We start from the raw sequence: 26,279 nt of genomic DNA, 5'->3' as shown, positions 1-26,279 counted from the left end.
AAAACTTTAGCTTAAGATATCATGGACTGTGTCAACCACATACTGAACTTGCTCAATGGTTAAACCTGGATGCAATGGTAATGTGACCGCACTCTCATAGTAGCGCTCTGCATTAGGAAAATCACCAGACTTAAACCCCATAGCTTGGTAGTAGGGCTGTAAGTGAATAGGGATATAATGTACATGGCCCATAATGTTGTGTCTTCTAAGCTGGGTTACTAGTTCACGATGCTTGGCTTTACAGGGCACTGTCAGTTGAACCACAAAAAGGTGGTAAGCGGAGTAGGTTCCTTCAACTAGAAAAAGTGGTGCTATCAGTGTGTCATTTAGGAGATCATTATATAAGCTGGCAAGTTGGTTACGTTTTGCAATAAAGGTATCAACTTTTTGCAGCTGGCTTAAGCCTAGTGCTGCATGTATGTCTGTCATACGGTAATTGAATCCGAGACTGACTTGCTGATAATACCAAGGTCCTTGGGAAGGCTCTGTCATTTCTGTATCAACAGAGGTAACACCATGGCTACGCAATAGCTGCATTTTTCTTGCGAGTATAGGGTCGTTTGTAGTCGCCATGCCACCTTCAGCAGAGGTAATAATTTTAACTGGGTGAAAACTAAAGACACATATATCAGAATACTGACAGCTACCTACAGGTTCATTTTGATATTTTGCACCGATTGCATGAGAGGCGTCTTCGATTATTGCAAAGCCATACTCTAATGAGAGTGCATAGATGCGCTGCATATCACAAGACTGCCCGGCTAAATGAACGGGAATAACAACTTTTGGGAGTTGTTTATTTTCCTTGGCGACAATGAGCTTTTTTTCTAGTTCAAGTGTGCACATATTACCTGTAGATAAATTAATGTCTACGAAGTCAATAGTAGCACCGCAATACAATGCACAATTACTACTTGCAACAAATGATATCGGAGAAGTCCAGACTAAATCACCATCAGTTACACCTAATGATAAGCAAGCTACATGCAAGGCTGACGTAGCGCTATTGACAGCAACTGCATGTTTACACCTAGCGTAGTTAATTATGCTTTGTTCAAACTCTGGCACTTTTGGACCTTGTGTTAGCCAATCTGACTTGAGTACATCAATCACGGCTTCAATGTCTTTTTGGTCTATGTCCTGCTTACCATATGGGATCATATTAGCGCCTGAATATTAAACGCTTGGATTTGCTCAATTGTCATATAATCCAAGTTATCGCGAGAGTTGTATTCAAATCCAGGGGCTACTTTTTGACCTTTTTCATTCAGTGCATTCACATCGAAATGATTGCTTCTACTACTGAATTTAATGCCTGGTGCAATCACGAAGTGATCATTATATTCGTAGGTTTCAAAGCAAAGATCAGCAGGGCACATCACTTCATGTAGTTTCTCACCTGGTCTGATCCCTACTACTTTTTGAGGGATATTAGGTGCCATTGCGGTAGCTAAATCAGTAATACGGATAGAAGGTATTTTGGGAACAAATATTTCTCCTCCCAACATTCTCTCAAAGTTCTTTAAAACAAAATCAACGCCCTGCTGTAAACTAATCCAAAATCGGGTCATGTCTTCATGGGTGATGGGGATATGATCTTTACCTTCATCAACGAGCTTTTGAAATATTGGAACAACCGATCCTCGAGAGCATACTACGTTACCATAACGAACAACTGCAAATGTCGTGTTATGGCCACCTGCAATGTTATTTGCCGCGATGAATAGTTTATCTGATGCTAATTTAGTCGCGCCATACAAGTTTATTGGATTTGCCGCTTTGTCTGTTGATAAAGCAATGACTTTAGAAACATTATTGTCTAGTGCCGCTTCTATAACATTCTCTGCACCGTTTATATTTGTTTTAATGCATTCCATGGGATTATATTCAGCTGCAGGCACTTGCTTAAGCGCTGCTGCATGAATGACATAATCAACCCCACGCATAGCACGGCGAAGTCTATCTTTATCTCTGACGTCACCAATAAAATAGCGCATGCATGAATGATTGTAGTCTTGTTGCATTTCGAACTGTTTGAGCTCGTCGCGTGAAAATACGATGATTTTTTTGGGTTTGTACCGAGCGAGTAGAGTCTTAACGTACTTTTTGCCGAAAGACCCAGTACCACCAGTAATTAAGATAGTTTTGTTATCAAACATATGATCACCTAGTTCAAGTGCATCTAATACTTTACAGATACATACAACAAGTTGTGCAGTTGCCGTAGCAGTACACTAGAAACAATTTAATTGTCAGTACTTTATAATACTTCTCATCATTTTGCAGTAATTATGCCAAGGACGTTGCAATAAAAGATGGTACAAGGTGACTTTTTTCGCAAGCCAGGTTATTATTTAAACTATCAACCTGGATGCAATAACACCTGACGGGGAGGGGTTATGAAAATTCAATCACCAAGCTTTAATGCGTTTAATCGCACTGAGCAAGTTGGGAATAAGTTAAATCAACAGCTTGCTACTGGTAAAAAGGTGAATTCTGCGGCGGATGACGCGGCAGCATTACAGATAATTAATCGATTGAACTCCCAGCAAGAGGGTTACAATCAGTCCGTACGAAATGCATATGATGGCATTTCCTATTCCCAGACAGCGGAATCAGCATTATCGGGTGTCAATGATGCTGTTTCGCGCATTAGAGAATTATCGATTCAGTCAGGTAATGGCGCATTAACTGATTCAGACCGACAGGCGTTGCAAGATGAAGTGTCTCAACTGCAAACTCAAATAACAGAGACGTTCGAAAATACTACGTTTGGTGGAAAATCTTTGTTTAACGGTGATGAAACGAGCTTTCAGGTTGGCCCTGATGCAAATTCAACACAAAACATTACGGCAACAGATGGTAGTTTTGCAAATGCGATAGCAAGTGTTGATATTTCTACACAGGCTGGTGCTCAGGCTGCCATCGACGTTTCTGATACAGCGGCTAAAGAGTTAAATACACAACGAACGCAATTAGGTGCTTTTGAGAATACTTTAAATAGTACAATCCGTGGATTAGGTACGCAAAACGAAAATATTGCTGCCAGTCAAAGTAGAATTCAAGATACTGATTATGCGCAAGCAATATCAGAGCAAACAGCAAATGATATTTTGTCGCAAGCATCCATCGCGTTACGTGGCCAAGCTAATCAATCGGCGTCATCTGTGCTTGGTCTATTATAGGCACAAAAAATATAATCTAATCAATAAGTATTGATTTAGAGCATACTAAGTGGCAGTTTTTTGGCGAAGTTGTCAAAATTTTGCCACTTAGGTATTGCATCCCTCGTTAACTGCCTTACAATCTTAACTTTATGATCGCCTTGAAAGTGAGACCCGTTAAGATGGTTTTGATCCTCGATAATAATAATAGCCGGGCACATAGCTTATGTGCTTCATTGAACTTTGTTGGTCAATCATCGCAGGTTGTTGAAGGGGCTGCTTTATCTCAAGGTCAAAAATTAAATTCAGATAATATTGTTGTACTAGGTGCACTTATTGAGCTGGATCATGAAAAAATTATTAAATCTTACCCAGCCACACCTTTCTTACTCGTTGGCGAGACATTAAAACCCCTTTTGAATTTAGCGAACGTTATAGGGTTAATTACAGAGCCTTTTAGTCATGATATCACCATGCAATTGTTGCATGATTGTCAGCAATATTTGCGCATGCTCCCTGGTCAGTCGGATAAAATCAGTGGTAAATCATTTGATGGACTAGTGGGTGAAACTGACGCTGTTAAACAGGTTCGATTCTTAATTTCTCAAGTTGCTAAAACAGATGCCAATGTGCTGATATTAGGTGAGTCAGGAACTGGTAAAGAAGTTGTCGCGCGCAACGTACATCTATTATCAAAGCGTAACAATGGTCCGTTTGTGCCAGTTAACTGTGGTGCTATTCCTGGCGAGTTGCTTGAAAGTGAGCTTTTTGGTCATGAAAAAGGAGCGTTTACAGGGGCTATTTCAGCAAGGAAAGGGCGTTTTGAGCTTGCTCAAGGCGGTACATTATTTCTTGATGAAATAGGAGATATGCCGCTGCAAATGCAAGTTAAGTTGCTTAGAGTATTACAAGAGCGCAGTTATGAGCGAGTTGGGGGTACCAAGGCCATTCAGGCCGATGTACGGGTTATCGCAGCGACTCATAGAAACCTTGAAGACATGATTGAATCAGGCAAATTTCGTGAAGACTTATATTATCGCTTGAATGTATTTCCTATTGAAAACCCCTCATTACATGAACGCTCAGATGATATACCGCTTTTATTAAAAGAGTTGATGCGCCGTGTGAATGAGCAAAGCGGGACTGGAGCGAAATTTACAGAGCGTGCCATTGAAAGTTTAAAAGCACATGAATGGCCAGGTAATATCCGTGAATTAGCGAATCTAGTTGAACGTATGGTGATCATGTTCCCTGAAAAAGTGGTTGATGTAACGGATTTGCCAAATAAGTATCGACATATCGAAGTGGATGCATTTGAGCCAGAATACCCTGAAGAATTGCGTGAAAAAGATGCGTTTAATGAATTATTCAGTGAAGGCTTCAGTGACTATGACGAGGAGTTAGAATCAGAATTTCAACCAATGGAGCAATCAGTTGGAAGCTTACCTGAAGAAGGGATTGAGCTTAAGGAATATCTGGCTGAACTTGAGGTAAATTTAATCACGCAAGCACTGGAACGGTATGACTATATCGTAGCGCGTGCAGCTGAGATACTAGGGGTACGCCGCACGACATTAGTTGAAAAAATGAAAAAATATAACTTAAATAAAGATTAAATAAGTTAAGTAACCGAGTGAGTCGCTATAAGGGTTTAGGTCACGCGCTCTTTTATATCGATATGCTGCCAGTCATCTAGAATTTCCTGTTTCCTGAAACACGCATTGTCATGATCATTGACCATACCAGATGCTTGCATATGCGCATATACTGTCGTGGGCCCTAGAAACTTGAATCCGCGCTTTTTTAAATCTTTGGCAAAGAGGGTACTAATGGCACTGGTGGCTGGGTAATCTTCCTTGCTCGCAATGTTATTCACGACAATACGATAATCTACAAATTGCCACTGATACCGTGCAAAACTGCCAAATTCACCTTGGATCTTTATAAATGCTTTTGCATTATTAATTGTCGCAAGTATCTTTAATTTGTTTCTGACAATATCGGGGTTATCCATAAGACGGTTCACGTCGAGATCTGTCATGTTAGCAACATCTTTCACGTTAAACTGGTGAAACGCATTTTTATAGCCTTGGCGCTTTTTTAAAATAGTGTACCAACTTAGACCTGCTTGTGCCGATTCTAATGTAATAAACTCAAAGAGTGTTTGATCATCAAATACTGGTACCCCCCATTCATTATCATGGTAAGCAACATAGTCAGGTTTTGTCGGATCAAGCCATAAACAGCGAGTAGACATAATGAATCTCAATATCAACCAAAAGTATAAGTGAGAGTACCATCAAAATTCATGAGTGCCTATGTACTTCAATCTTTGGAGAATACTGGGGCTACTATAAATATTGAGCGACGACGAGTTAGCATATTTTTGTTGGTGGAATAGGATTTTTTATGGTCTTAATATGAGGAATACGGCACACTTTAATATTAAATGTGCGAGCTACTTTATCGAGTGTCAAAAAAACGTTGCGGGAATTTAATCTCTAACTGATTGATAAAAATGAAAATAAAACTGGCATGAAGTGTGCTTTATTCATTTCAGTAATTTTTATTTGAGAGTTTTTATTATGGCTTTAGCACATATATTAAACCCAAGCTTTTCACCTGCGACACAGTACAACCCTTGTTTATTACAAGAGGCTTATGTGGGTGAGTTGAGCGACCTTCGACAGCAAGCCAGTTGGTTGAGTCACTTGGTTGATACGATGCCAGCGGGCGTTGTGGTCTTAGATGGTCAAGGAATGATAGCTAAAGCAAATCAAATTGCGATAGATATGCTCGGAGAACCATTAGAAGGTGAAAAATGGTTTAATATTATTCAGCGTTCTTTTTGTCCACAACAAGATGATGGACATGAAGTATCTCTCAAAGATGGGCGCCTGATTAAATTGGATATTTCAGCGCTAACGCCAGAGCCAGGTCAACTGATCTTGATGACTGACTTAACTGAAACAAGACAGCTTCAATCTAGAATGGCACATATGCAGCGACTAAGCGCGCTGGGGAAGATGGTTGCGTCTTTGGCCCACCAAGTGCGTACCCCTTTATCGGCCGCAATGCTCTATGCCGCTAACCTAGGCAGTAATAAAATGTTGGGCTCAGCCAGAATTCGCTTTCACGAAAAATTAATGTCGCGACTCAAAGATTTGGAGTCTCAAGTCAACGATATGTTGCTATTTGCAAAAAGTGGCGAAGAACAAGTGGTTGAAAGTGTATCTATGCAGCAGTTACTTACCGAAGTGAAAGCAGGTTCGGACGCCATGGTCACTATGCATGATAGTGTGCTAGAGGTGATCCTACCGGAACCTGATATTGCCGTGATTGGCAATAAAACCGCTTTGGCGGGAGCAATTCAGAACTTGATCCACAACAGTGTTCAAATTATAGGTGAGCAGGCACATGTAACCATCTGTGCAAAGCGAGAACCAGGTACTGACAGAGTTAGAATTTCTGTATCAGACAATGGCCCTGGCGTTGATGAAGCATTGAAAAGTAAGTTATTTGAACCTTTCTTTACGACAAAAACACAAGGCACAGGCCTTGGTCTTGCCGTAGTGAGTTCAGTTGCAAACTCTCACAAAGGGTCCGTGGAAGTGTGTAACGTAAATAGTGGCGGTGCACAATTTAGTTTGTTGTTACCAATTTCATTTGATATGGAACAATTGGAGGCTGTATGAGTCATTCTATTTTAGTCGTTGAAGACGATGCAGGTTTACGTGAAGCGTTGCTCGACACATTACAGTTAGCAGGCCTTGAGTGTGTCGAAGCGTCGAGTGCTGAAGAAGCAGTTATGTTGTTAAAAAAGCAAAGCTTCTCTCTGGTTGTAAGTGATGTGCAAATGGGTGAAATGAGTGGTATCGACCTGCTACGCACAATTAAGTTAAATTACCCAGATTTGCCCGTATTGATGATGACAGCTTACGCAACAATAGACGATGCAGTTGAAGCGATGAGGTTAGGTGCTATTGATTATATGGCTAAACCCTTTGCCCCTGAAGTGCTTTTAAATATGGTAAGTCGTTATATGCCAGAAAAAGCAAAAGAAACGGACGGGCCTATTGTTGCTGATCCACAAAGCATTCAATTATTAGAGTTGGCTGCGAAAGTGGCTAAATCTGATGCAAGTGTAATGGTACTAGGGCCAAGTGGCTCAGGTAAAGAAGTACTAGCACGCTATATTCACGATAAATCAGATCGCGCTGATGCGCCTTTTGTCGCCATCAATTGTGCTGCGATCCCTGAGAATATGCTTGAAGCAACGTTGTTTGGCTATGAAAAAGGTGCTTTTACTGGGGCTATTCAAGCATGCCCAGGTAAATTTGAACAAGCGCAGCACGGTACCATCTTACTTGATGAAATTACGGAAATGGAACTGGGCTTACAAGCTAAATTACTTAGAGTACTCCAAGAGCGAGAGGTCGAGCGGCTTGGTGGGCGAAAAACGATTGAATTGAATGTCCGTGTGCTTGCTACAAGTAACCGTGACTTGAAAGAAGCTGTTGCGCAGGGAACATTTAGAGAAGATTTATATTATCGTTTAAACGTTTTTCCGCTGATGTGGAAACCCTTACAGCAGCGCCCTGGTGATATTATTATACTAGCTGAGCACTTGGTTACGCGGCATTGCGCTAAGTCTGCGCAAACAATACCGACGTTTAGCGAGCCAGCGAAAGCGAAATTATTGGCACATAGTTGGCCAGGCAACGTCCGTGAATTGGATAATGTGGTGCAAAGAGCATTGATATTACTACAAGGCAGTTCAATATCCGAGCAGGATATTTTTATTGAAAATGCTGAAACTTTCACTGTCACAGAACCTGTGAGTATAAATAGTTCAGAGACCTTAGATCTAGACTTACAACTTGAGGTTAAAAATGAAGCAACTGCACAAAGTGTTGGGGCCGATTACAAAACTGAGCTACAAGATAAAGAGCATCAAATTATCTTAGATACGCTTTCACGATATCAAGGCAAACGTAAAGATGTTGCTGAAGTACTAGGTATGAGTCCAAGAACACTGCGCTACAAGTTAGCCAAAATGCGTGATTTAGGCATAGCGTTGCCCGCATAATTGATTAAAACTTCCTACCTTGAAAGAGCCAGCCTTGCCTGGCTCTTTCATTGTCAATAATATGGCACAGTAAATTTATCTATATACCATTGATTTAACTGGGTTATTTATTGGCATGATTAATGCTTTGTTTCTGTGTAACAAATTTACAGGATCAGCATTATGAATATTCAACCGAACGCTCTATACCAAGAAATGCAGTCTCTCGCAATTGAGGCGACACGCAATAAACCAGACTCCGTTATGCCTGCACAAACTGCTGCAACGTCGTCAGCGCAATTTGGTGATTTATTATCAGATGCAATTAATACTGTAAGTGGCTTGCAAAAAGATGCAAAATCTAAAGTTACAGCGCTTGAAATGGGCGATCGTAGTGTATCCTTATCACAGGTGATGATCGCATCTCAGAAGTCGTCAGTGGCATTTGAAGCGACAGTACAGGTTCGCAACAAGCTTGTTGAATCGTATAAAGAAATTATGAGTATGCCAGTTTAATTATATTGGGTAGTGGAGAGTAACTGTGGCAACGAATCAATCAACTGAATTGGCTTTATCCGATGGCGCTGCGGGCGACGGTGGATCTGAAGACCAACAAGAACAGAAATCAGGCTATTTGAGTGGGTTAAATGGCGTTGATATGTTGCGTCAGGTTACTCTTGTAATCGCATTGGCTATTTGTTTAGCGATCGCGATTTTCATTATCATTTGGGCTCGCCAACCTGATATGCGTCCGCTAGGTCAGTATCCTACCGATGAGTTAGTTCAAACACTTGACTTTCTAGACGCTCAAAAAGTTGAGTACGAGCTTGATGGCAATACCATCATGGTCGCCGAAAATGACTATCAAAATATTAAGCTTAAAATGGCGCGTGATGGATTCACACAATCGCCAAGTTCAGGTACCGATATTCTAATGCAAGATATGGGCTTTGGTGTGAGTCAACGTCTTGAAAGAGAACGCTTAAAGCATAGTCGGGAGCAACAATTAGCGCGTACCATTGAAGAGCTTCAAGATGTCTCTAGAGCTAAAGTGTTATTAGCTATCCCGAAAGAAAACGTATTCGCAAGACGAGAGAAGAAACCGTCTGCGACGGTGGTACTCACTCTCAAACGTGGTAGAACGCTAGGCGGCGAAGAGGTCGATGCAATTGTTGACATTATTGCTTCTGCAGTACAAGGCTTAGAACCAGCTCGAGTAACCGTGACTAATCAAAATGGCCGTCTATTGAATTCGGGTTCTCAAGACTCACTCGCTGCACGTTCACGTAAAGAATATGATATTGAGCGCAAGAGAGAACAAGAATATTTAGAAAAGATTGATAGCATTTTGATCCCAGTGGTTGGCTTAGGTAAGTTTACAGCGCAAGTCGATTTAACCATGGACTTCAGTTCTATTGAAGAAACCCAAAAACGCTTTAATCCTGATTTACCCGCCGTACGCAGTGAAACGACGTTTGAAGAAAATAATATTGGTGGGTTAGCTGTGGGGATCCCTGGAGCTTTGACTAATCAACCTCCTGTAAACTCAAATATTCCCGAAGTTGCTGGTCAAGGTAATGGTCGTAACGGCGCGAATCCGAGTAGAACACATAAAGAAGCGACGCGTAATTACGAACTAGACACAACCATTAGTCATAAGCGCCAACAAAGTGGTGTCATTCGCCGGATCAGTGTCTCTGTTGCCGTGGATTATCAGCCTAAAGCTGATGCTGAGGGTACTGTTACGATGGAACCTCGTAGCCAAGAAGAAATCAACAATATCAGACGATTATTGCAAGGGGGTGTTGGCTTTGATATGCAACGTGGCGATGCGTTAGAGGTTGTTACAGTCCCATTTGTTCGCGAAGATATTTTAGAAACTGCTGAGCTACCTTTATGGGAGCAAGAGTGGTTTATGAAAACGATGCGCTTGGTAATGGGTGCACTGGTTATCATTGTTTTAATATTGGCAGTTGTGAGACCGATGTTGAAACGTTTGATTTACCCAGATGACACTCTAGAAGAGTTTGATGAAGATTCATTGACATCAGGTGTTGACTTGGGTGACAGCACATTAGATATGTTAAATAACGATTTTGATTCGGCAGCTGTTGGTTTCTCATCTGATGGTACATTACAATTACCGGACTTACACGGCGATGAAGACTTACTTAAAGCAGTACGTGCTTTAGTAGCGAATGAGCCAGAACTCTCCTCACAAGTAGTGAAAGCGTGGTTAACTGAAGATGACTGATGAAGAACAAAAACAATTACCGGCAACTTTTGATGTTGAGAAGTTGGATGGTGTTGATAAAGCGGCAATCTTGCTATTAAGCCTGACAGAAGAAGATGCCGCTCAGATCCTTAAACACCTTGAACCTAAACAAGTGCAAAAGGTCGGTATGTCGATGGCGGCATTAGATGACTTATCGCAATCTAAAATAAGTGCAGTTCATAACCTGTTTATCGAACAAATTCAGAGTTTTAGTACAATAGGTTTTCAGTCTGAAGACTTTATACGTAAAGCATTGACTGCGGCGCTAGGTGAAGACAAAGCGGCCAGCTTAATCGACCAAATCGTAATGGGGTCTGGTGCAAAGGGGTTAGATTCATTGAAATGGATGGACTCTAAGCAGGTTGCTAACATTATTCGTAATGAGCACCCGCAGATTCAAACCATTGTATTGTCGTACTTAGAACCAGAACAGTCCGCTGAAATCTTGTCGCAATTCCCTGAAAAGGTACGGTTAGATTTAACCATGCGTATTGCCAATTTAGAGGAAGTACAACCTGCGGCATTACAAGAACTGAATGAAATCATGGAGAAACAGTTCGCTGGTCAAGCTGGGGCGCAGGCTGCGAAAATGGGTGGCTTGAAAGCTGCGGCTGATATCATGAACTACCTCGACACGAATGTTGAAGGGCAATTGATGGACTCTATAAGAGAACATGACGAAGAGATGTCGCAGCAAATTCAAGATTTAATGTTTGTATTTGAAAACCTTTTAGATGTTGAAGATAGAGGTATTCAGGCGATATTGCGTGAAGTGCAGCAAGATGTATTAATGAAAGCGATTAAAGGCACAGATGATGCGCTAAAAGATAAGATTTTAGCCAATATGTCGAAACGTGCAGCTGAAATGATGGCAGACGATTTAGAAGCGATGCCACCAGTACGGATCAGCGAAGTAGAAGCGGCGCAAAAAGAAGTGCTCTCTACGGCTAGACGTTTAGCGGATTCCGGAGAAATCATGCTAGGTGGTGGCGGCGGTGAGGAGTTCTTGTAAACCATGAGCGATCCAAAGTTTTATAAAGGGCGGCCAGTTGAAGGCGAAGCGCTTGACGAATTATTAAAAAACTGGCCAATTCCCGACGTATCTGATGATCCGAGGAAATATGCGGGCCGTTCAACAGCATTTGGTCAGCCACTAGAAGAAGTATTTCAAAAACCGGATGAAAAAAAGAGTGTTGAGCCTGAAGCGCAAGAGCCGGAGTTTCCGACGCTCACCATGGAAGAGCTTGAGCAAATTCGCCAAGATGCTTATGAAGAAGGCATTAAACAAGGGCATGAGCAAGGTTATATCGACGGTTTTGATAAAGGCGTTACCGAAGGAAAAGAAGCAGGTTACAAAGAAGGCATTGAGATTGGTAAACAACAAGGGCTAGATGATGCAAAGCCATTGGTTGATGAAAAACTACAACTTCTATCGCAACTTTGTAATGACTTAAATGCGCCATTGAGGCAAGTTGATGAGGCATGCGAAAAGCAGCTAGTTTACCTCGCCAATTTATTGGCGGAGGCGGTGATTTTTCAAGAAGTTACGACTAAACCTGAACTCGTATTATTGGCTTTGAAAAAAGCCATGGACGCATTACCTGTTGCCGAGCAAAGTGTTAAAATTCATTTACACCCTGAAGATATTGATATAGTTAAAGAAGCCTATGGTAATGAAGAGCTTGCAAAGCAACAATGGCAGCTAATGGCTGAACCTACTTTAGATAGGGGGGGGTGTGAGGTTAAAACCACTCAATCATCAATAGATATGACACTAAAAATACGCATAAAAGAAATACTGGATAAATTCTTGCATGACAGTGGTATCTAGTGATGATAATTGAATCCATATATGAGCCTAAGTAGTCCATTTTCCGAGCGAATTGCACGTTATCAAGATCACATTCCACAATTTTCAGTGCCCGTTGCAGGTAGCTTGACACGCGTTGTTGGGCTCACGCTTGAAGCGAAGGGGTTGATTGCCCCAGTTGGTAGCCAATGTAAAATTGAAACCATTCGAGGTTTCGTTGATGCTGAGGTCATTGGCTTTAATAATGATACCTTATATTTGATGCCAAATGATCACATATCTGGTGTTTTACCTGGCGCACGTGTTATTCCCCAATTGAATGAAACCGGCCTCCCTGTTGGCATGGCTTTGCTGGGCCGTGTTGTTGATGGCCTTGGTAGACCGTTAGATGGCCTGGGTAATATTGATGCACAAGACACGTTGAAATTTGCTCAAGAACCCATAAATCCCCTTGCAAGAAGACCGATCAAAGAGCCAATGGATGTTGGAGTTAGAGCAATCAATTCCATTATTACCGTTGGGCAAGGTCAGAGAATGGGGCTATTTGCCGGCAGTGGTGTGGGTAAATCTGTGTTGCTGGGAATGATGACGCGAGGCAGTGAAGCCGATGTTATTGTTGTTGGTTTAGTGGGGGAGCGTGGTCGAGAAGTTAAAGAGTTTATAGACGAAATTTTGGGTGCTGAAGGGCGAAAGCGCTCAGTGGTTGTGGCAGCGCCAGCGGACGCATCACCTTTAATGCGTTTAAAAGGGTGTGAAAGTGCAATAACAATTGCAGAGTACTTTCGAGATCAAGGCTTGAGTGTATTGCTATTACTTGACTCTGTGACCCGTTATGCCATGGCACAACGAGAAATCGCACTGGCAGTCGGAGAGCCACCTGCGACCAAGGGCTATCCGCCGTCTGTTTTTGCTAAATTACCCGCCTTGGTTGAAAGAGCAGGTAATGGCGGAGAAGGGCAAGGGTCCATTACGGCATTTTTCACTGTATTGAGTGAAGGGGACGATATGCAAGATCCGATTGCTGATGCTGCACGGGCGATTTTGGATGGTCACATTGTGCTGTCACGTGAACTCGCCGATAGTGGGCACTATCCCGCAATAGACATTGAAAAGTCGATTAGTCGCGTTATGCCACAGGTTGTATCCGATAGTCATATGCAGCAAGCAAGAGTGTTAAAACAGGTCTATTCTATGTATCAACAAAATAAAGACATGATCACGTTAGGTGCATATCAGCAGGGCAGTGACCAAATGTTAGATCAGGCAATTAATATGATGCCCACGGTGAATTCTTTTTTACAGCAAGGAATGAAAGATGTGTTGAATTATGATGAGTGCTTACAAGGCCTCGCACAATTGTTGGGGCAAGGCTAATGGCATCAGATAAGCTAGCATTGTTACATAAACTTGAAAGCGAAAAAGAAGAAAAGTTGAAAATAAACTATGTGCAAGCACAGCAGCACTTATCAGCCAACCAGCAAAAGCTTAAAGGCTTGAATGACTTTCGCTTAGAATATACACAGCAGCTACATTTAAAAGCCCAGAATGGCTTACAAACAAGTGGTTTCAATCAATATCAGGCGTTTATAAAAAAAATTGAAGATGCCATAAAGCAGCAGGCTACTACTGTAATGACGGCACAACAAGTTGTGGAGCAGCGTAAGAAGATTTGGCTGGCTCAACAAGTAAAAGCTAAAGCAATAGAAATGCTTATGGATAAAAGAGCCGCAGAAAAGCAAGCTCGATTAAATAAAGCTGAGCAAGCTATGTTAGATGAATTTGCAACAAATCAGTTCATGCGACGAAGAGCGAGCTAAACTGGCTTGTTAATTGCTTAGTTAAGATAAGTTATTCAATGTGCGGCCCTCTCTTGCCGTCCAAGTAAAGGTGATTATATGCTCAATATGAAATCAGATTTAGCGTTACACAATAAAGAGTATTCTGAGCGGCTAATTAGTGAAGAGCAAAAAGCGTTAGCGGCTGATGAGGAGTTTGCGCATGAGCTAAATAAATATGAAGAGCATGTAGCTTGCCAATATAAAGAGAAGCCAGAGCGAGTTGATGGCAATGAAGAACATAGTCAGAGTTACTCAACTGGTGAGGCGTCACACGCTGGCGATGTTGAATCTGAACACGTGAAATCAACGTCGGTAAATGAGGAGGGGAGTACAGACTTTTTAGCGCAAATAAATGCAGCGCAACAACAAAGCACCTCTATACAAAACCATACGGATAAAGACGCTTCCGTGACTAGGTCTCAGCTGTCGCAAGTTGCTCAAGCAATAGAAAAAGCGAAGCATGGGCAAGCTCCACAAGGTGTACCTCCAGCTGAAATTGATGCTGAACAAAATTTAAATAGCGTATTGATGACGCAAGAAAAAATGCATTCCTCGCCCAGAAGCGACAAGCCATTAATAGAAGCACTTAGTAAACAAGCTGCAGGTGATCCGAAGGAGGTTAATGCTTCTGATAAGGAGGGTGCAGTTTCTGATGACATCCAGGAAAAAGAAGTGAAAACTAAACCTGAGGCACGTTCGTACTTGGATACGCTTTTAGGAAATAAAGACAAAGTTCATAAAGATTCTGCTGCTAAGCAGCCTAAACTCGCTGGCGTTGAAACAAATGAAACGTTAATGGGTAAAGATGAAAAAAAAATAGCTATCGATAGTAGCAACGTCAACAAGGCCAGCAATAGTGAGCAGTCGGGTGGAAAAAAAGTATTGCTTGATAATGCTGAAGTGAGTATTACCGCACCTACACATAGCACTAAATCTGCTGAACTATTGCAGAAGGTAGAAACGCCCCTTACTGATGAACTTGGCTATACGCAATTAAATGGCACAGATAAAAAAGCGCTGCAATCATTGATACGAGATGCAATTGAAAGTGGTAAATTATCACCAGAAGGCACAAAACAAGCTGAATTGACATTGCAAGCGATGAAGAACTTAGACAAAGAAAAATTGGATAAAGCGACACTATCCAGTGAAGTTGAACGTCCCGCAGGACTTGGCTCTGAAGGTTCTATAGAGCAGTTTAAAGACGTGACCAAGCCTGTTGTAAAAAAATCTGATGTAGCACCGTCCCCCCTAATCGCAGCGAAAGTTGGAGATGATTCTTCTCGTAGTCATGAGGTAAAAGCACTGCAAGAACAAAATATCAAAGATCAGCAAATATTTGATGAATTAATATATAAATCAGAGAATGTCACGAGTAAAGTACCTGTTAGTACTCAAGTTGAACACTTGTTTAAAGCAGTGATGCAACCTCTTAATCCGCAAGCTCATTTAACTCAAGGGCAGAGTAGTACTGGTCTGAATGATTTTAATAATACAATTCAAATATTAGATTCAATGCAAAATCAGCAAGTAAACATCAATCAGCAAAGTGCGACTTCTGGAAAAATGTTGGTAGATCCTGAAATTCAACAAGCAATTAATATTGCACGTAATGATGCAGCCAAAGTACTCCAAGAAAAAGTTTCTATGATGCTGAATTTAAATAACAAACAGGCTGAAATTCGATTGGATCCCCCTGAGCTTGGCAGTATGCAAATACGGATAAGAAGCGATGCAGAGCAGGCTCAAGTAAATTTTGTTGTTCAGAATCAACAAGCAAAAGAAGCACTAGAACAATCTATGCCAAAGTTAAAAGAGATGCTTGCTGAGCAAGGTATCGAGTTAGGTGAAAGTAATATACAGCAAGAAAACTCTGGTGCTGATCAGGAACAAAGTGATAACAATCAACAACAAGGACATTCTGCACTTGCTAATCACAATGACGAAGCGCAAAATAGCCCTCAATTAGTCACTAGCAGCTCAGATGAAGGATCAGGAATAGATTACTATGCGTAACAACTGCTATGATATAAATAGAAACCTAGTGATTTTACATCACTTTTAAGGATTAGTATGGCAGAAGAAACAGATTTAGAGATAGAAGAGTCGGGTGGTGGCAAGAAAAAGCTCATCATTATTATTGCAGCCGTTGTAGTGATATTGGGTGGTGTAGCCGGCTTTTTTTTGATGTCAGGCTCGGACGAACCAGTTGAGACCCTTGAAGAAGAAACAACAATGGCTGAAGCACCAGCAGCAAGTGGCAGTGCTACAGCAGAAACTGGTAGTGCACTTTATGTCGCAATGCCGAGACCTTTTGTGTTTAACGTACCAGGTGCTAGTCGAGATAGAATTGTACAAATTAAAGTACAGCTGTTAGTCAGAGGCGATGGTAATGAGGAAATTGCTAAAAAGCATATTCCGTTAATTGAAGGGACGCTATTAAGTGTGTTTTCCACAACCACGGCGGATGAGTTGAGTACGAGTGCAGGCAAGGAGACACTCAGGTTGACTGCGCTGGACAAAGTGCAAGCAGCGATGGAAGGTGTAGAAGGTAGCAAAGTCGTTGAACGGGTTTTGTTTACTGGCTTTGTAATGCAGTAATGAGGGTTTACGGTGAGTGATTTATTATCTCAAGACGAAATTGATGCGCTCTTACATGGTGTTGACGAAGTTGAAGAAGAAGAAGTTGTTGATGGTGAGGACGGTGAGTCCTCCAATGCGCTCCAATATGATTTTTCATCGCAAGATCGCATTGTTCGTGGTCGAATGCCGACCCTTGAGATTGTTAATGAACGCTTTGCTCGTCATATGCGGATCAGCTTATTTAATATGATGCGCCGAACGGCTGAAGTGTCTATTAATGGTGTTCAAATGCTCAAATTTGGTGAGTATATTCATACGCTATTTGTACCGACCAGTTTAAATATGGTGCGCTTTCGTCCGTTAAAGGGAACTGGACTTATTACCATGGAAGCGCGATTAGTCTTCATTTTAGTAGATAACTTCTTCGGTGGTGATGGACGCTATCACGCAAAAATTGAAGGTCGTGAATTTACTCCGACAGAACGACGCATTGTACAAATGCTCCTGAAGATTATATTTGAAGATTATAAAGAGGCGTGGGCCCCCGTAATGGATGTGTCTTTCGAGTATTTAGATTCAGAAGTAAACCCTGCAATGGCTAACATAGTGAGCCCAACAGAAGTTGTGGTGATTAGCTCTTTCCATATTGAGCTAGATGGCGGTGGCGGCGATTTTCATATTTCTTTGCCGTATTCAATGCTAGAACCTATCCGTGAACTATTAGATGCTGGTGTGCAATCTGATACCGAAGACACGGACTTGCGCTGGAGTAAGGCATTACGTGATGAAATTATGGATGTTGAGGTTGAACTATCGACTCAATTGCTAGAAGTAGACTTATCACTTGAGCAAATTATGGGCTTAAAAACAGGTGATGTTATTCCGGTTGAAATGCCAGAGCATATCACTGTGTTTGTTGAAGAATTACCAACTTACCGCGCAAAAATGGGCCGCTCTCGAGATAATATTGCACTGCAAATTAGTGAAAAGATTAAGCGTCCAGAATCTGTTAAGTCTGAGTTACATGTATTTACCAAAGGCGGTAAAAAGTTGGACTCAGATGCAGAGCTGGCAGAATTAGAAGAAGATTTACACTTGTCTGATGGCGTAGACCTCGACTGGTGATCATTGATTTAATAAGGTTTAAATAGTATGAGTGATGATCAAGATACAATGGATGAGTGGGCAGCAGCGTTAGCTGAGGCCGACGATTCAGATCAAGGTGGTGAACCAGAATTAGCTGAACTTGATGAACTGACTGATGCCTCAGGTGGTTTATCGGCTGACGAAACCCGAAAACTTGATACCATTTTAGATATTCCCGTTACCATTTCTATGGAAGTTGGTCGGTCTAAAATAAATATTAGGAATTTATTGCAGTTGAACCAGGGGTCTGTGGTTGAATTAGATCGTGTTGCAGGTGAGCCATTGGATGTTTTAGTAAATGGAACGTTGATCGCGCATGGTGAAGTGGTTGTGGTAAATGATAAATTTGGTATTCGCCTAACGGATGTGATCAGCCAAGTAGAACGTATTAAAAAACTACGATGAAGCGACTGCTGTTTTTACTAGGATTATTCCCCTGTGTGACTCTATCTGCCACACAGGTCGTAGGGCTAAGCTCTGAACTTGTATCAGTTGCGTTGTCTTTACTGATGATTGTGTTATTGATCATTGGTTTAGGCTTTTTTTTAAAAAAGCTGAATCCGAACATTGGTAATAATAGTGACTTTAAAGTTGTCAGAAGCTTGCCCCTTGGAACGAAAGAGCGTTTGCTTGTGGTAGAAATTGACGGTAAACAATTACTATTGGGCGTAACACCACAAAATATCAACTACTTACATCAGTTAGATACGCCGCTTGAAGTACAAACAGCCCCCGCTTTTGCCAAAGAGCTAAGTCGTTTTTTAACAACGCACAATAAAAACAGTAAGAACACTTCTAATGATTAGATTATTCTTTATCGCCCTTTTACTGATGCTATCTCCGCATGTTGCCGCTGAAGGCATTGATGCTTTAAGTATCACGACCAACCCTGATGGTTCTCAAGAGTACTCTGTAACATTGCAAGTACTGGCAATAATGACAGCGATGAGCTTCATTCCAGCTGCTGTGATTATGATGACGTCATTTACGCGAATTATTATTGTGTTGGCTATTTTACGACAGGCGATTGGACTTCAGCAGTCTCCCTCCAATCAAATCCTATTGGGTATGTCTCTATTTTTAACGTTTTTTATTATGGCACCTATTTTCGGGCAAATAAACGATGATGCCGTGCAACCTTATTTGAATGAGAAGATGACATCGATTGAAGCCCTAACGGTAGCAAAAGAACCGATTAAAACATTTATGCTGTCACAGACACGTATAAAGGATTTGGAGACATTTGCAAAAATAGCCGGTTACGATAAGCTAAATGCACCAGAAGACACACCTTTTATAGTCATTATTCCTGCATTTGTTACTAGCGAGTTACAAACGGCGTTTATCATTGGCTTTATGTTTTTTATCCCGTTTTTGATTGTTGATTTAGTGGTTGCCAGTGTCTTGATGGCGATGGGTATGATGATGCTCTCTCCTATGATTGTTTCTCTTCCTTTTAAGATTATGCTGTTTGTCCTTGTTGATGGGTGGGGTCTTGTTATGGGTACACTTGCTCGTAGCTTTGGCTTGGGAACTTGATATGGAACCTGAAGTATTTGTTGATATATTAAGTGATGCATTGTTTCTAGTGATCAAACTTGTTGCAGCAATTGTACTTCCTGGCTTAACTATTGGTATAGTCGTTGCGGTATTTCAAGCTGCGACGTCAATTAATGAGCAGACTTTAAGTTTTTTACCTCGATTAATCATAACAATTTTAGCGCTTATCGCTGGTGGTCACTGGCTGACACAAGAGTTAATGGATTACTTTAAAGGCATCGTATTATTGATCCCTGAAATTGCAGGTTGATATGGAGTTTCCATTTGCAATTATTATTCAATGGTTAAGCGACTTTCTACTACCTCTGGTACGAATTAGCTCAATGATAATGGTCATGGCTGGGTTGGGGGCTCAAACGGTACCAACCCGAATAAAGCTAGGACTTTCTGTGACAGTGACGTTTGCTGTTGTACCTGCATTACCAGCTTCTCAGTTTACGGAACTATTTTCATTGTCCATGGTTTTTGTGGTGATCCAGCAAATGATTATAGGGATTTCTATTGGTTTTGCATCTTTGTTGCTGCTGAATACTTTCATTATCGCGGGGCAGATATTGGCTATGCAGACAGGTTTAGGTTTTGCGTCTGTTGTTGATCCTGCAAATGGTTTGAGTGTTCCAGCAGTAGGACAGTTTTATCTTATTCTAGCTACTTTACTGTTCTTTGTGTTTAATGGTCACTTAATGATGTTACAAATGGTTGTGTTTAGCTTTGAAACGTTTCCAATTAATGGACAGTGGTGGATAGTTGATAATTATTGGCAAATAGTAAATTGGGGTGGGTGGATGTTTACCACCGCTTTAGCTTTGTCGTTAGCGCCCTTAACAGCGATGCTGGTAATCAATATTTCGTTTGGTATCATGACCCGGGCTGCGCCTCAGATGAATATTTTTGCTGTTGGTTTTGCATTTACATTGGTAGCTGGTCTAGTAATTATTTGGGCTACATTAGGTAACTTTATTGTGCAATATGAGTTTCAGTGGCTGAAAACAGTTGAATTAATGTGTAATTTAATTGGGTGTTCGGTGTAGTTTATGGCAGAAGATTCAGGTCAAGAGAAGACAGAGGAACCCACAGGTAAAAAAATCGAGGAGTCTCGAAAGAAAGGGCAAATAGCTCGGTCAAAAGAACTGGGAACGACATTTGTACTTATTTTTTCAGCGATTTCACTTCTGATGTATGGTCCTGCCATTGGTAAAGGCCTATATAATATTATGGGTCGTGCCCTAACGCTTAACCGTAATGAAACCTACGACACAACCAAGATGTTTGCGGTTTGGGGTGAAATGTTCTCTGAGTTAATCTTTCCTATGTCTATGTTTGTTTTTATTATTGTAATTGCTGCTTTTATTGGCAATACCTTATTGGGCGGGATTAATTTTAGTTGGCAGGCTGCAGCGCCCAAGGCCAGTAAAATGTCCCCAGCGAAAGGGTTAAAGAGAATGCTTGGTCCCCAGGCGGGTGTTGAACTAGTCAAAGCAGTTTTAAAGTTTATCCTGGTTGCTGGCTTTGCAATATTTTTAATTAATGCTTTTTTCTATGAAATATTACATTTGAGTGTTGAACAAGTACCTAGCAGTATTATTCATGCACTGGAAATATTAGCTTGGATGTTTTTAGCATTAAGTTGCACACTTATCATTATCTCTGCAATTGATGCCCCTTATCAAAGCTATAATCATCATAAGCAGCTTAAAATGACGCTTCAAGAAGTTAAAGATGAATATAAGAACTCTGAAGGTGATCCACAAATAAAAGCCCGCATAAGGCGTACACAGCGCGAAATGTCGCAGCGTAGAATGATGCAAGATGTACCCGATGCTGACGTCATTGTGACGAACCCAACGCATTATTCAGTTGCATTGAAGTATGATACAGAAAAAGCAGGTGCCCCAATCGTTATTGCGAAAGGGGTTGATGAACTTGCTATGCAAATCAGAAAAGTGGCAATTGGTAATGAAGTACCAATTGTAGAGTCTCCGGTATTAACACGTTCTTTGTATCATACCACCGAGGTGGGACACCAAATACCTGATCAATTATTTACGGCAGTAGCACAAGTTTTAGCCTACGTTTTTCAACTAAAACGTTTTCAAAAAGGTCGGGGAAAGCGCCCTACAGGGCTAAGTGATGACTTACCCATTCCTAACGAACTAAAACATTAAAGTTCACCTGTCCGATCCCAACACATCTATAAGAGTACTTAGCGGCCTGCCCAGCAATTAAATTTATAAGCGAGTAAACCATTAAGTACGAGCTTAATAGGTTATATGGCGCGTAACTTGCTTTAACTAGTCAGTGTCAATTTTTTGTAGTCGGTAAGCGATGGATTTTAAAGCGGTTTTACAGCAAATCAATAGAGATAAAAAAGAATATGCTAAAGGTGTAGGAACCCCTCTAATGGTATTGGCTGCATTGGGTATGGTGATATTACCTTTACCCCCATTCTTACTGGATATTCTTTTTTCCTTTAATATAGCCTTAGCACTTGTTGTTTTACTCGTGACGGTTTATACAATGAAACCGCTTGAATTTGGTATGTTTCCAGCAGTCTTGCTCATCGCGACGATCATGCGTCTAGCACTCAATGTTGCGAGTACTCGCGTTGTATTATTAGAAGGTCATAACGGTGGAGATGCAGCAGGGAAGGTAATTGAAGCCTTCGGCTCAGTGGTAATTGGTGGTAATTATGCGGTTGGCTTAGTCGTATTCTTAATTCTCATTATTATAAACTTTGTAGTAATTACAAAAGGCGCAGGGCGCATATCAGAAGTATCGGCTCGTTTTACGCTAGATGCGATGCCTGGTAAGCAAATGGCTATTGATGCTGACTTAAATGCAGGGTTTATCAGTGCGGATGAAGCACGAGCTCGGCGAGATGAAGTAACAAGGGAAGCCGATTTTTATGGTTCTATGGATGGAGCGAGTAAATTCGTTAAAGGGGATGCAATCGCGGGTATTGTTATCTTGGCGATCAATATTATTGGTGGCCTTTTCGTTGGTATGATCCAACATGATTTATCATTTGGTAGAGCGATGGAAGTGTATACATTACTGACTATCGGTGATGGATTAGTTGCTCAATTACCTTCTTTACTCCTTTCTATCGGTACTGCGATTGTTGTAACCAGACAAAATGAATCCCACAATATGGGTGATCAGTTTAAGTCTCAATTAGGAAACGAAAAGTCACTGTCAATAGCGGCTGCAATTTTAATTGTTATGGGACTTGTACCTGGAATGCCTCACGTGGCCTTTTTAAGCCTCGGCGCATTATTAGGTTATCTGGCTTATTATACGCACACACAAAAAGCAAAAGCTGAAGAAGAGAAAAAAGCTGAAGAAGCCAAAGGTGGTGATGTCGCAGCGCGTAAGCAAGATCAAAAAGAGTTAGGCTGGGATGATGTACAACCTGTTGATGTGATTGGGCTAGAAGTAGGGTATCGACTAATACCACTTGTCGACCAAGCGCAAGGTGGTGAGTTACTGAGTCGTATTAAAGGGGTTCGTAAAAAGCTATCGCAAGAGCTTGGTTTTTTAGTGCCTCCAGTTCATATTAGAGATAACTTAGAACTTGACCCCAATGCCTATAATATCACTTTAATGGGCGTGGGCTCAGGTGATGGAGAGTTAAAGCATGGTGATGAATTAGCAATTAATCCTGGTCAAGTTTTTGGGCCTATCAATGGTGTCGCGACCACTGATCCTGCATTTGGTTTAGAGGCGGTTTGGATTAAGCCGGACCAAAAAGATGAAGCACATTCATTGGGATATACAGTGGTCGATGCGGCGACTGTCGTAGCAACCCATATCAGCCAATTGTTAACAAATAATGCATCTTTATTACTTGGTCATGAAGAAGTTCAAAATTTACTCGATATGTTAGCAAAAACTCATCCGCGTTTAGTTGAGGGTCTAGTGCCAGATATTTTACCTTTAACAACTATCGTAAAAGTCCTACAAAATTTACTCAATGAGGGCGTAGCAATTCGTGATATGCGCTCGATTGTACAGACTCTAGTTGAGTATGGCCCAAGAAGCCAAGACCCTGATGTATTAACGGCTGCAGTGCGAATTTCACTGCGCCGACTGATCATTCAGGATGCTGTTGGAGGTGCGGATGAGATCCCTGTCATAACATTGGCACCTGAGTTGGAACAGATGTTGCATCAGTCACTTCAGAACGCAGGTGATGAAGGGGCAGGTATCGAACCAGGTCTTGCGGAGCGGCTTCAAGAATCGTTACGAGAAGCACATCAAACGCAAGAGATGTTAGGTGACCCGTCAATTTTATTAACCTCAGGTATGTTGAGAAGTGTGCTCTCAAGATTTGTAAAACATACAATACCTGGACTTCGAGTGATGTCATATCAGGAAGTACCAGATGAAAGACAAATCAAGATTGTGAGCTCAGTTGGACAGTAATAGGACTCAAGGGGTTGTAACATGAAAATTAAACGTTTTTTTGCTAAAGATATGCGTACAGCATTAAAAGAAGTCAAAGAAGAGCTTGGCGTTGATGCAGTGATCATGTCAAATAAAAAGTTGGCAGATGGTGTTGAGATTGTTGCAGCGGTAGACAATGACCGAGAAGTTGTTAAGCAACAGCCTGAAGTTTCATCACAAACCCAAGGAGCTATTACAAAACCACAATCACAGCCATCAAGGTTAGTGAGACCTGAGCCTCAGCGTGCTCGGCCTGAGCCACAAGCGCAAGTGGCTGATAGTTTACAAGCTTTATTAGAGCGTCAGGCTCCCCGGCCACGTTCACCTGAATTAGCTTCTATGTTTTCACAATCAGGGATCGACACGGAGCAAGTATTCAATAAACAAGCCGATGCTCATGAGCAGTATGAATCTAACCAGACTCGCACTGAACAGCCAAATTACGCAAGAAATACACCACGAAATCAAGCACAAGCCAGACAAAAAGACATTTCAGCAAGAACGGACTCTGGAAGTTCAGACTGGCAGTTCGATGATGAGCTTGACTCTGGATTTGGCGACGATATGGCGAAACCAAGTGTTGCAGCTAAACCTGACGAAATGACATCGATGCGTGAAGAAATGAACGCAATTCGTCAACTATTAGAACACCAGGTTTCTGGCCTAATGCAACAAGATATGGCGCGCAGAGATCCTACAAGAGCATGCCTGATCGACCGCCTTCAGGGTATGGGAATTGATAGTGAAGTAGCGGAGCAAATGGCGTGTTTTATACCTGATGATGTATCCCGTAAAGAAGCATGGAATGCATTGTTAAACATGGTTGTAAACCAGATGCATACCACAAATAATGATATTTTACGTCAAGGTGGTGTTTACGCACTGGTTGGCCCTACTGGAGTAGGAAAAACGACCACTGTTGCAAAACTTGCTGCTTTGGGAGCACAAAAGTATGGTGCCGATAAAGTTGCATTAATTACAACCGATACCTACAGAATCGGGGCGTATGAGCAACTTGCAACATATGGCCGAATTATTGGTTGCCCAGTGAAGCAGGTAAAAGATGCTAATGAATTAGCAGAAGTTTTATATCATTTACGTAATAAGCGTCTAGTATTAATAGACACCGCGGGTATGAGCCAAAGAGACCTTCGTTTAACTGAGCAGTTGAATACCTTAATGCGAAGTGCACGTGTAGACATTAGAAGTTATTTAGTATTAAGTGCAACGTCTCAAATGCATGTATTGCAAGAGTCAGTGCGTCACTTTCAAAAAGTGAATTTAAGTGGCTGTATTTTCACAAAACTTGATGAATGTCTAAGTTTAGGTGAGATTATTAGTATTGCGATTCAAAATCGCCTGCCAATAGGGTATCTTACTAATGGTCAGCGAGTGCCAGAAGACATTCGAGTGGCGAATGCTCAAAAGTTAGTCAAAAAAGCTGAGCAATTGTATTTAAAGAGAATAAAAGCACAACATTCAAGGCGTGAAGCAGTGGCGTCTCAGACAGTAGGAATGTATGATTAACACAGTTTTAGATCAAGCAAGTGGCCTGCGTAGGATGAATCAAAATAATAACCATGGTGTAAAAGTCATTGCCGTTACCGGTGGTAAGGGTGGTGTTGGTAAGACCAATGTGTCATTGAACACAGCTATAGCGCTAGGCCAACAAGGTAATAGAGTACTGGTTTTAGATGCCGATTTAGGCTTAGCAAACTGTGATGTTATGTTAGGTTTGCGTGTTGAAAAGAATTTATCACACGTACTTTCTGGTGAGTGTGAACTAGATGAAATTCTAGTTGAAGGGCCCGCAGGCATAAAAATAGTACCTGCTACATCTGGCTCGCAAAACATGGTTGAGTTAACTCCTGCAGAACACGCGGGACTTATTCGTGCTTTTAGTGAGTTAAATACCGAGTTTGATATACTTATCGTCGATACCGCTGCTGGTATTTCAGATATGGTGCTGAGTTTTTCTCGGGCAGCTCAAGATGTGATGGTTGTTGTATGCGATGAGCCAACTTCAATTACCGATGCTTACGCGCTAATCAAAGTGTTGAGCCGAGAGCATGGGGTTTATAAATTTAAAATAGTTGCCAATATGGTGCGTAGTTTAAGAGAAGGGCAAGAATTGTTTGCTAAACTGTCAAAAGTGACGGACAGATTCTTAGATGTGGCACTTGAGTTAGTTGCAACAGTTCCTTATGACGAAAATATGCGAAAGTCTTCGCGTCGTCAAAAAACAATTGTTGAGCTATTTCCAAAATCTCCAGCTGCGGTTGCATTTCGTGGTTTGGCAAGCAAGGCCGCAAAGTGGCCAATTCCACATCAACCATCAGGTCATTTAGAGTTTTTTATTGAACAACTTGTCAATGGGTAATTATGGCAT

General features: G+C 41.4%; 25 protein-coding genes. 22 read left to right on the top strand and 3 right to left on the bottom strand.

The window, feature by feature from the left end:
* Window positions 1–6 precede the first annotated feature (6 nt).
* Window positions 7–1,161 carry a UDP-4-amino-4,6-dideoxy-N-acetyl-beta-L-altrosamine transaminase gene (pseC, locus tag PCIT_RS05320; protein ID WP_010364943.1) on the bottom strand — a complete coding sequence of 385 codons (1,155 nt, stop codon included), beginning with the start codon at window positions 1,159–1,161 and terminating at the stop codon, window positions 7–9.
* Window positions 1,158–2,159 carry a UDP-N-acetylglucosamine 4,6-dehydratase (inverting) gene (gene pseB, locus PCIT_RS05315; protein WP_010364942.1) on the bottom strand — a complete coding sequence of 334 codons (1,002 nt, stop codon included), beginning with the start codon at window positions 2,157–2,159 and terminating at the stop codon, window positions 1,158–1,160. Before pseB ends, pseC begins: the two co-directional genes overlap by 4 nt.
* Before the next feature lie 240 nt (window positions 2,160–2,399).
* Between pseB and PCIT_RS05310 the strand changes: the two genes are divergently transcribed.
* Window positions 2,400–3,185 (top strand): flagellin N-terminal helical domain-containing protein, encoded by a 786-nt coding sequence (locus PCIT_RS05310; RefSeq protein WP_010364941.1) that lies wholly within the window; start codon window positions 2,400–2,402, stop codon window positions 3,183–3,185.
* 161 nt (window positions 3,186–3,346) lie between these two features.
* Window positions 3,347–4,780 carry a sigma-54 dependent transcriptional regulator gene (locus PCIT_RS05305; RefSeq protein ID WP_010364940.1) on the top strand — a complete coding sequence of 478 codons (1,434 nt, stop codon included), beginning with the start codon at window positions 3,347–3,349 and terminating at the stop codon, window positions 4,778–4,780.
* Between the two features lie 35 nt (window positions 4,781–4,815).
* On the opposite strand, the gene PCIT_RS05300 is transcribed toward PCIT_RS05305, so the two are convergent.
* A complete protein-coding gene (locus PCIT_RS05300) occupies window positions 4,816–5,421 on the bottom strand; it encodes a DNA-3-methyladenine glycosylase I (RefSeq protein WP_010364939.1) in 606 nt (201 codons plus the stop codon).
* Window positions 5,422–5,749: 328 nt separating this feature from the next.
* On the opposite strand from PCIT_RS05300, the gene PCIT_RS05295 reads away from it, so the two are divergent.
* From PCIT_RS05295 to PCIT_RS05200, 20 genes are all read left to right on the top strand, one after another.
* Complete coding sequence (locus PCIT_RS05295) at window positions 5,750–6,859, top strand: sensor histidine kinase (RefSeq protein ID WP_010364938.1); 1,110 nt, start codon at window positions 5,750–5,752, stop codon at window positions 6,857–6,859.
* Window positions 6,856–8,253 (top strand): sigma-54-dependent transcriptional regulator, encoded by a 1,398-nt coding sequence (locus PCIT_RS05290; RefSeq protein ID WP_010364936.1) that lies wholly within the window; start codon window positions 6,856–6,858, stop codon window positions 8,251–8,253. Before PCIT_RS05295 ends, PCIT_RS05290 begins: the two co-directional genes overlap by 4 nt.
* A 162-nt stretch (window positions 8,254–8,415) precedes the next feature.
* The gene (fliE, locus tag PCIT_RS05285) at window positions 8,416–8,748 is read left to right on the top strand and encodes a flagellar hook-basal body complex protein FliE (RefSeq protein ID WP_010364934.1); all 333 of its coding nucleotides are present in this window, start codon (window positions 8,416–8,418) and stop codon (window positions 8,746–8,748) included.
* 25 nt (window positions 8,749–8,773) lie between these two features.
* The gene (gene fliF / locus PCIT_RS05280) at window positions 8,774–10,486 is read left to right on the top strand and encodes a flagellar basal-body MS-ring/collar protein FliF (RefSeq protein ID WP_010364932.1); all 1,713 of its coding nucleotides are present in this window, start codon (window positions 8,774–8,776) and stop codon (window positions 10,484–10,486) included.
* Window positions 10,479–11,519, top strand: coding sequence for a flagellar motor switch protein FliG (gene fliG / locus PCIT_RS05275; protein ID WP_010364930.1), 1,041 nt, complete (start codon window positions 10,479–10,481; stop codon window positions 11,517–11,519). Before fliF ends, fliG begins: the two co-directional genes overlap by 8 nt.
* Before the next feature lie 3 nt (window positions 11,520–11,522).
* On the top strand, window positions 11,523–12,338 hold the full coding sequence (gene fliH / locus PCIT_RS05270) for a flagellar assembly protein FliH (protein ID WP_010364928.1): 816 nt from the start codon (window positions 11,523–11,525) through the stop codon (window positions 12,336–12,338).
* A gap of 21 nt (window positions 12,339–12,359) precedes the next feature.
* Complete coding sequence (fliI, locus tag PCIT_RS05265; protein ID WP_010364926.1) at window positions 12,360–13,691, top strand: flagellar protein export ATPase FliI; 1,332 nt, start codon at window positions 12,360–12,362, stop codon at window positions 13,689–13,691.
* Window positions 13,691–14,134: a flagellar export protein FliJ gene (gene fliJ / locus PCIT_RS05260; RefSeq protein WP_010364923.1), complete on the top strand. Its 444-nt coding sequence runs from the start codon at window positions 13,691–13,693 to the stop codon at window positions 14,132–14,134. Before fliI ends, fliJ begins: the two co-directional genes overlap by 1 nt.
* Window positions 14,135–14,212: 78 nt before the next feature.
* On the top strand, window positions 14,213–16,171 hold the full coding sequence (locus tag PCIT_RS05255) for a flagellar hook-length control protein FliK (protein WP_010364921.1): 1,959 nt from the start codon (window positions 14,213–14,215) through the stop codon (window positions 16,169–16,171).
* Window positions 16,172–16,228: 57 nt separating this feature from the next.
* On the top strand, window positions 16,229–16,756 hold the full coding sequence (gene fliL / locus PCIT_RS05250; protein ID WP_010364919.1) for a flagellar basal body-associated protein FliL: 528 nt from the start codon (window positions 16,229–16,231) through the stop codon (window positions 16,754–16,756).
* Window positions 16,757–16,768: 12 nt separating this feature from the next.
* A complete protein-coding gene (fliM, locus tag PCIT_RS05245; RefSeq protein WP_010364917.1) occupies window positions 16,769–17,863 on the top strand; it encodes a flagellar motor switch protein FliM in 1,095 nt (364 codons plus the stop codon).
* Between the two features lie 27 nt (window positions 17,864–17,890).
* Window positions 17,891–18,289, top strand: coding sequence for a flagellar motor switch protein FliN (gene fliN, locus PCIT_RS05240; RefSeq protein WP_010364913.1), 399 nt, complete (start codon window positions 17,891–17,893; stop codon window positions 18,287–18,289).
* Window positions 18,286–18,690: a flagellar biosynthetic protein FliO gene (fliO, locus tag PCIT_RS05235; RefSeq protein WP_084622618.1), complete on the top strand. Its 405-nt coding sequence runs from the start codon at window positions 18,286–18,288 to the stop codon at window positions 18,688–18,690. Before fliN ends, fliO begins: the two co-directional genes overlap by 4 nt.
* On the top strand, window positions 18,683–19,423 hold the full coding sequence (fliP, locus tag PCIT_RS05230) for a flagellar type III secretion system pore protein FliP (protein WP_010364910.1): 741 nt from the start codon (window positions 18,683–18,685) through the stop codon (window positions 19,421–19,423). Before fliO ends, fliP begins: the two co-directional genes overlap by 8 nt.
* A gap of 1 nt (window position 19,424) precedes the next feature.
* Window positions 19,425–19,694, top strand: coding sequence for a flagellar biosynthesis protein FliQ (gene fliQ / locus PCIT_RS05225; RefSeq protein WP_010364908.1), 270 nt, complete (start codon window positions 19,425–19,427; stop codon window positions 19,692–19,694).
* Between the two features lies 1 nt (window position 19,695).
* Window positions 19,696–20,475, top strand: coding sequence for a flagellar biosynthetic protein FliR (fliR, locus tag PCIT_RS05220; protein WP_010364906.1), 780 nt, complete (start codon window positions 19,696–19,698; stop codon window positions 20,473–20,475).
* A 3-nt stretch (window positions 20,476–20,478) separates the two neighbouring features.
* Entirely contained in the window at window positions 20,479–21,609 is a 1,131-nt protein-coding gene (gene flhB / locus PCIT_RS05215; protein WP_010364903.1) for a flagellar biosynthesis protein FlhB, read from the top strand.
* Between the two features lie 160 nt (window positions 21,610–21,769).
* Window positions 21,770–23,869, top strand: a complete 2,100-nt coding sequence (gene flhA, locus PCIT_RS05210) for a flagellar biosynthesis protein FlhA (RefSeq protein ID WP_010364901.1) — start codon at window positions 21,770–21,772, stop codon at window positions 23,867–23,869.
* 21 nt (window positions 23,870–23,890) lie between these two features.
* On the top strand, window positions 23,891–25,417 hold the full coding sequence (gene flhF / locus PCIT_RS05205; protein ID WP_010364900.1) for a flagellar biosynthesis GTPase FlhF: 1,527 nt from the start codon (window positions 23,891–23,893) through the stop codon (window positions 25,415–25,417).
* Window positions 25,410–26,270 carry a MinD/ParA family ATP-binding protein gene (locus PCIT_RS05200; protein WP_010364898.1) on the top strand — a complete coding sequence of 287 codons (861 nt, stop codon included), beginning with the start codon at window positions 25,410–25,412 and terminating at the stop codon, window positions 26,268–26,270. Before flhF ends, PCIT_RS05200 begins: the two co-directional genes overlap by 8 nt.
* The last annotated feature ends 9 nt before the right edge of the window (window positions 26,271–26,279 follow it).

Origin of the sequence: Pseudoalteromonas citrea (assembly GCF_000238375.3) — a bacterium.
Taxonomy (GTDB): domain Bacteria; phylum Pseudomonadota; class Gammaproteobacteria; order Enterobacterales; family Alteromonadaceae; genus Pseudoalteromonas; species Pseudoalteromonas citrea.
The sequence above is the reverse complement of the archived record's forward strand: the minus strand, read 5'-3'. Positions and strand labels throughout refer to the sequence as shown.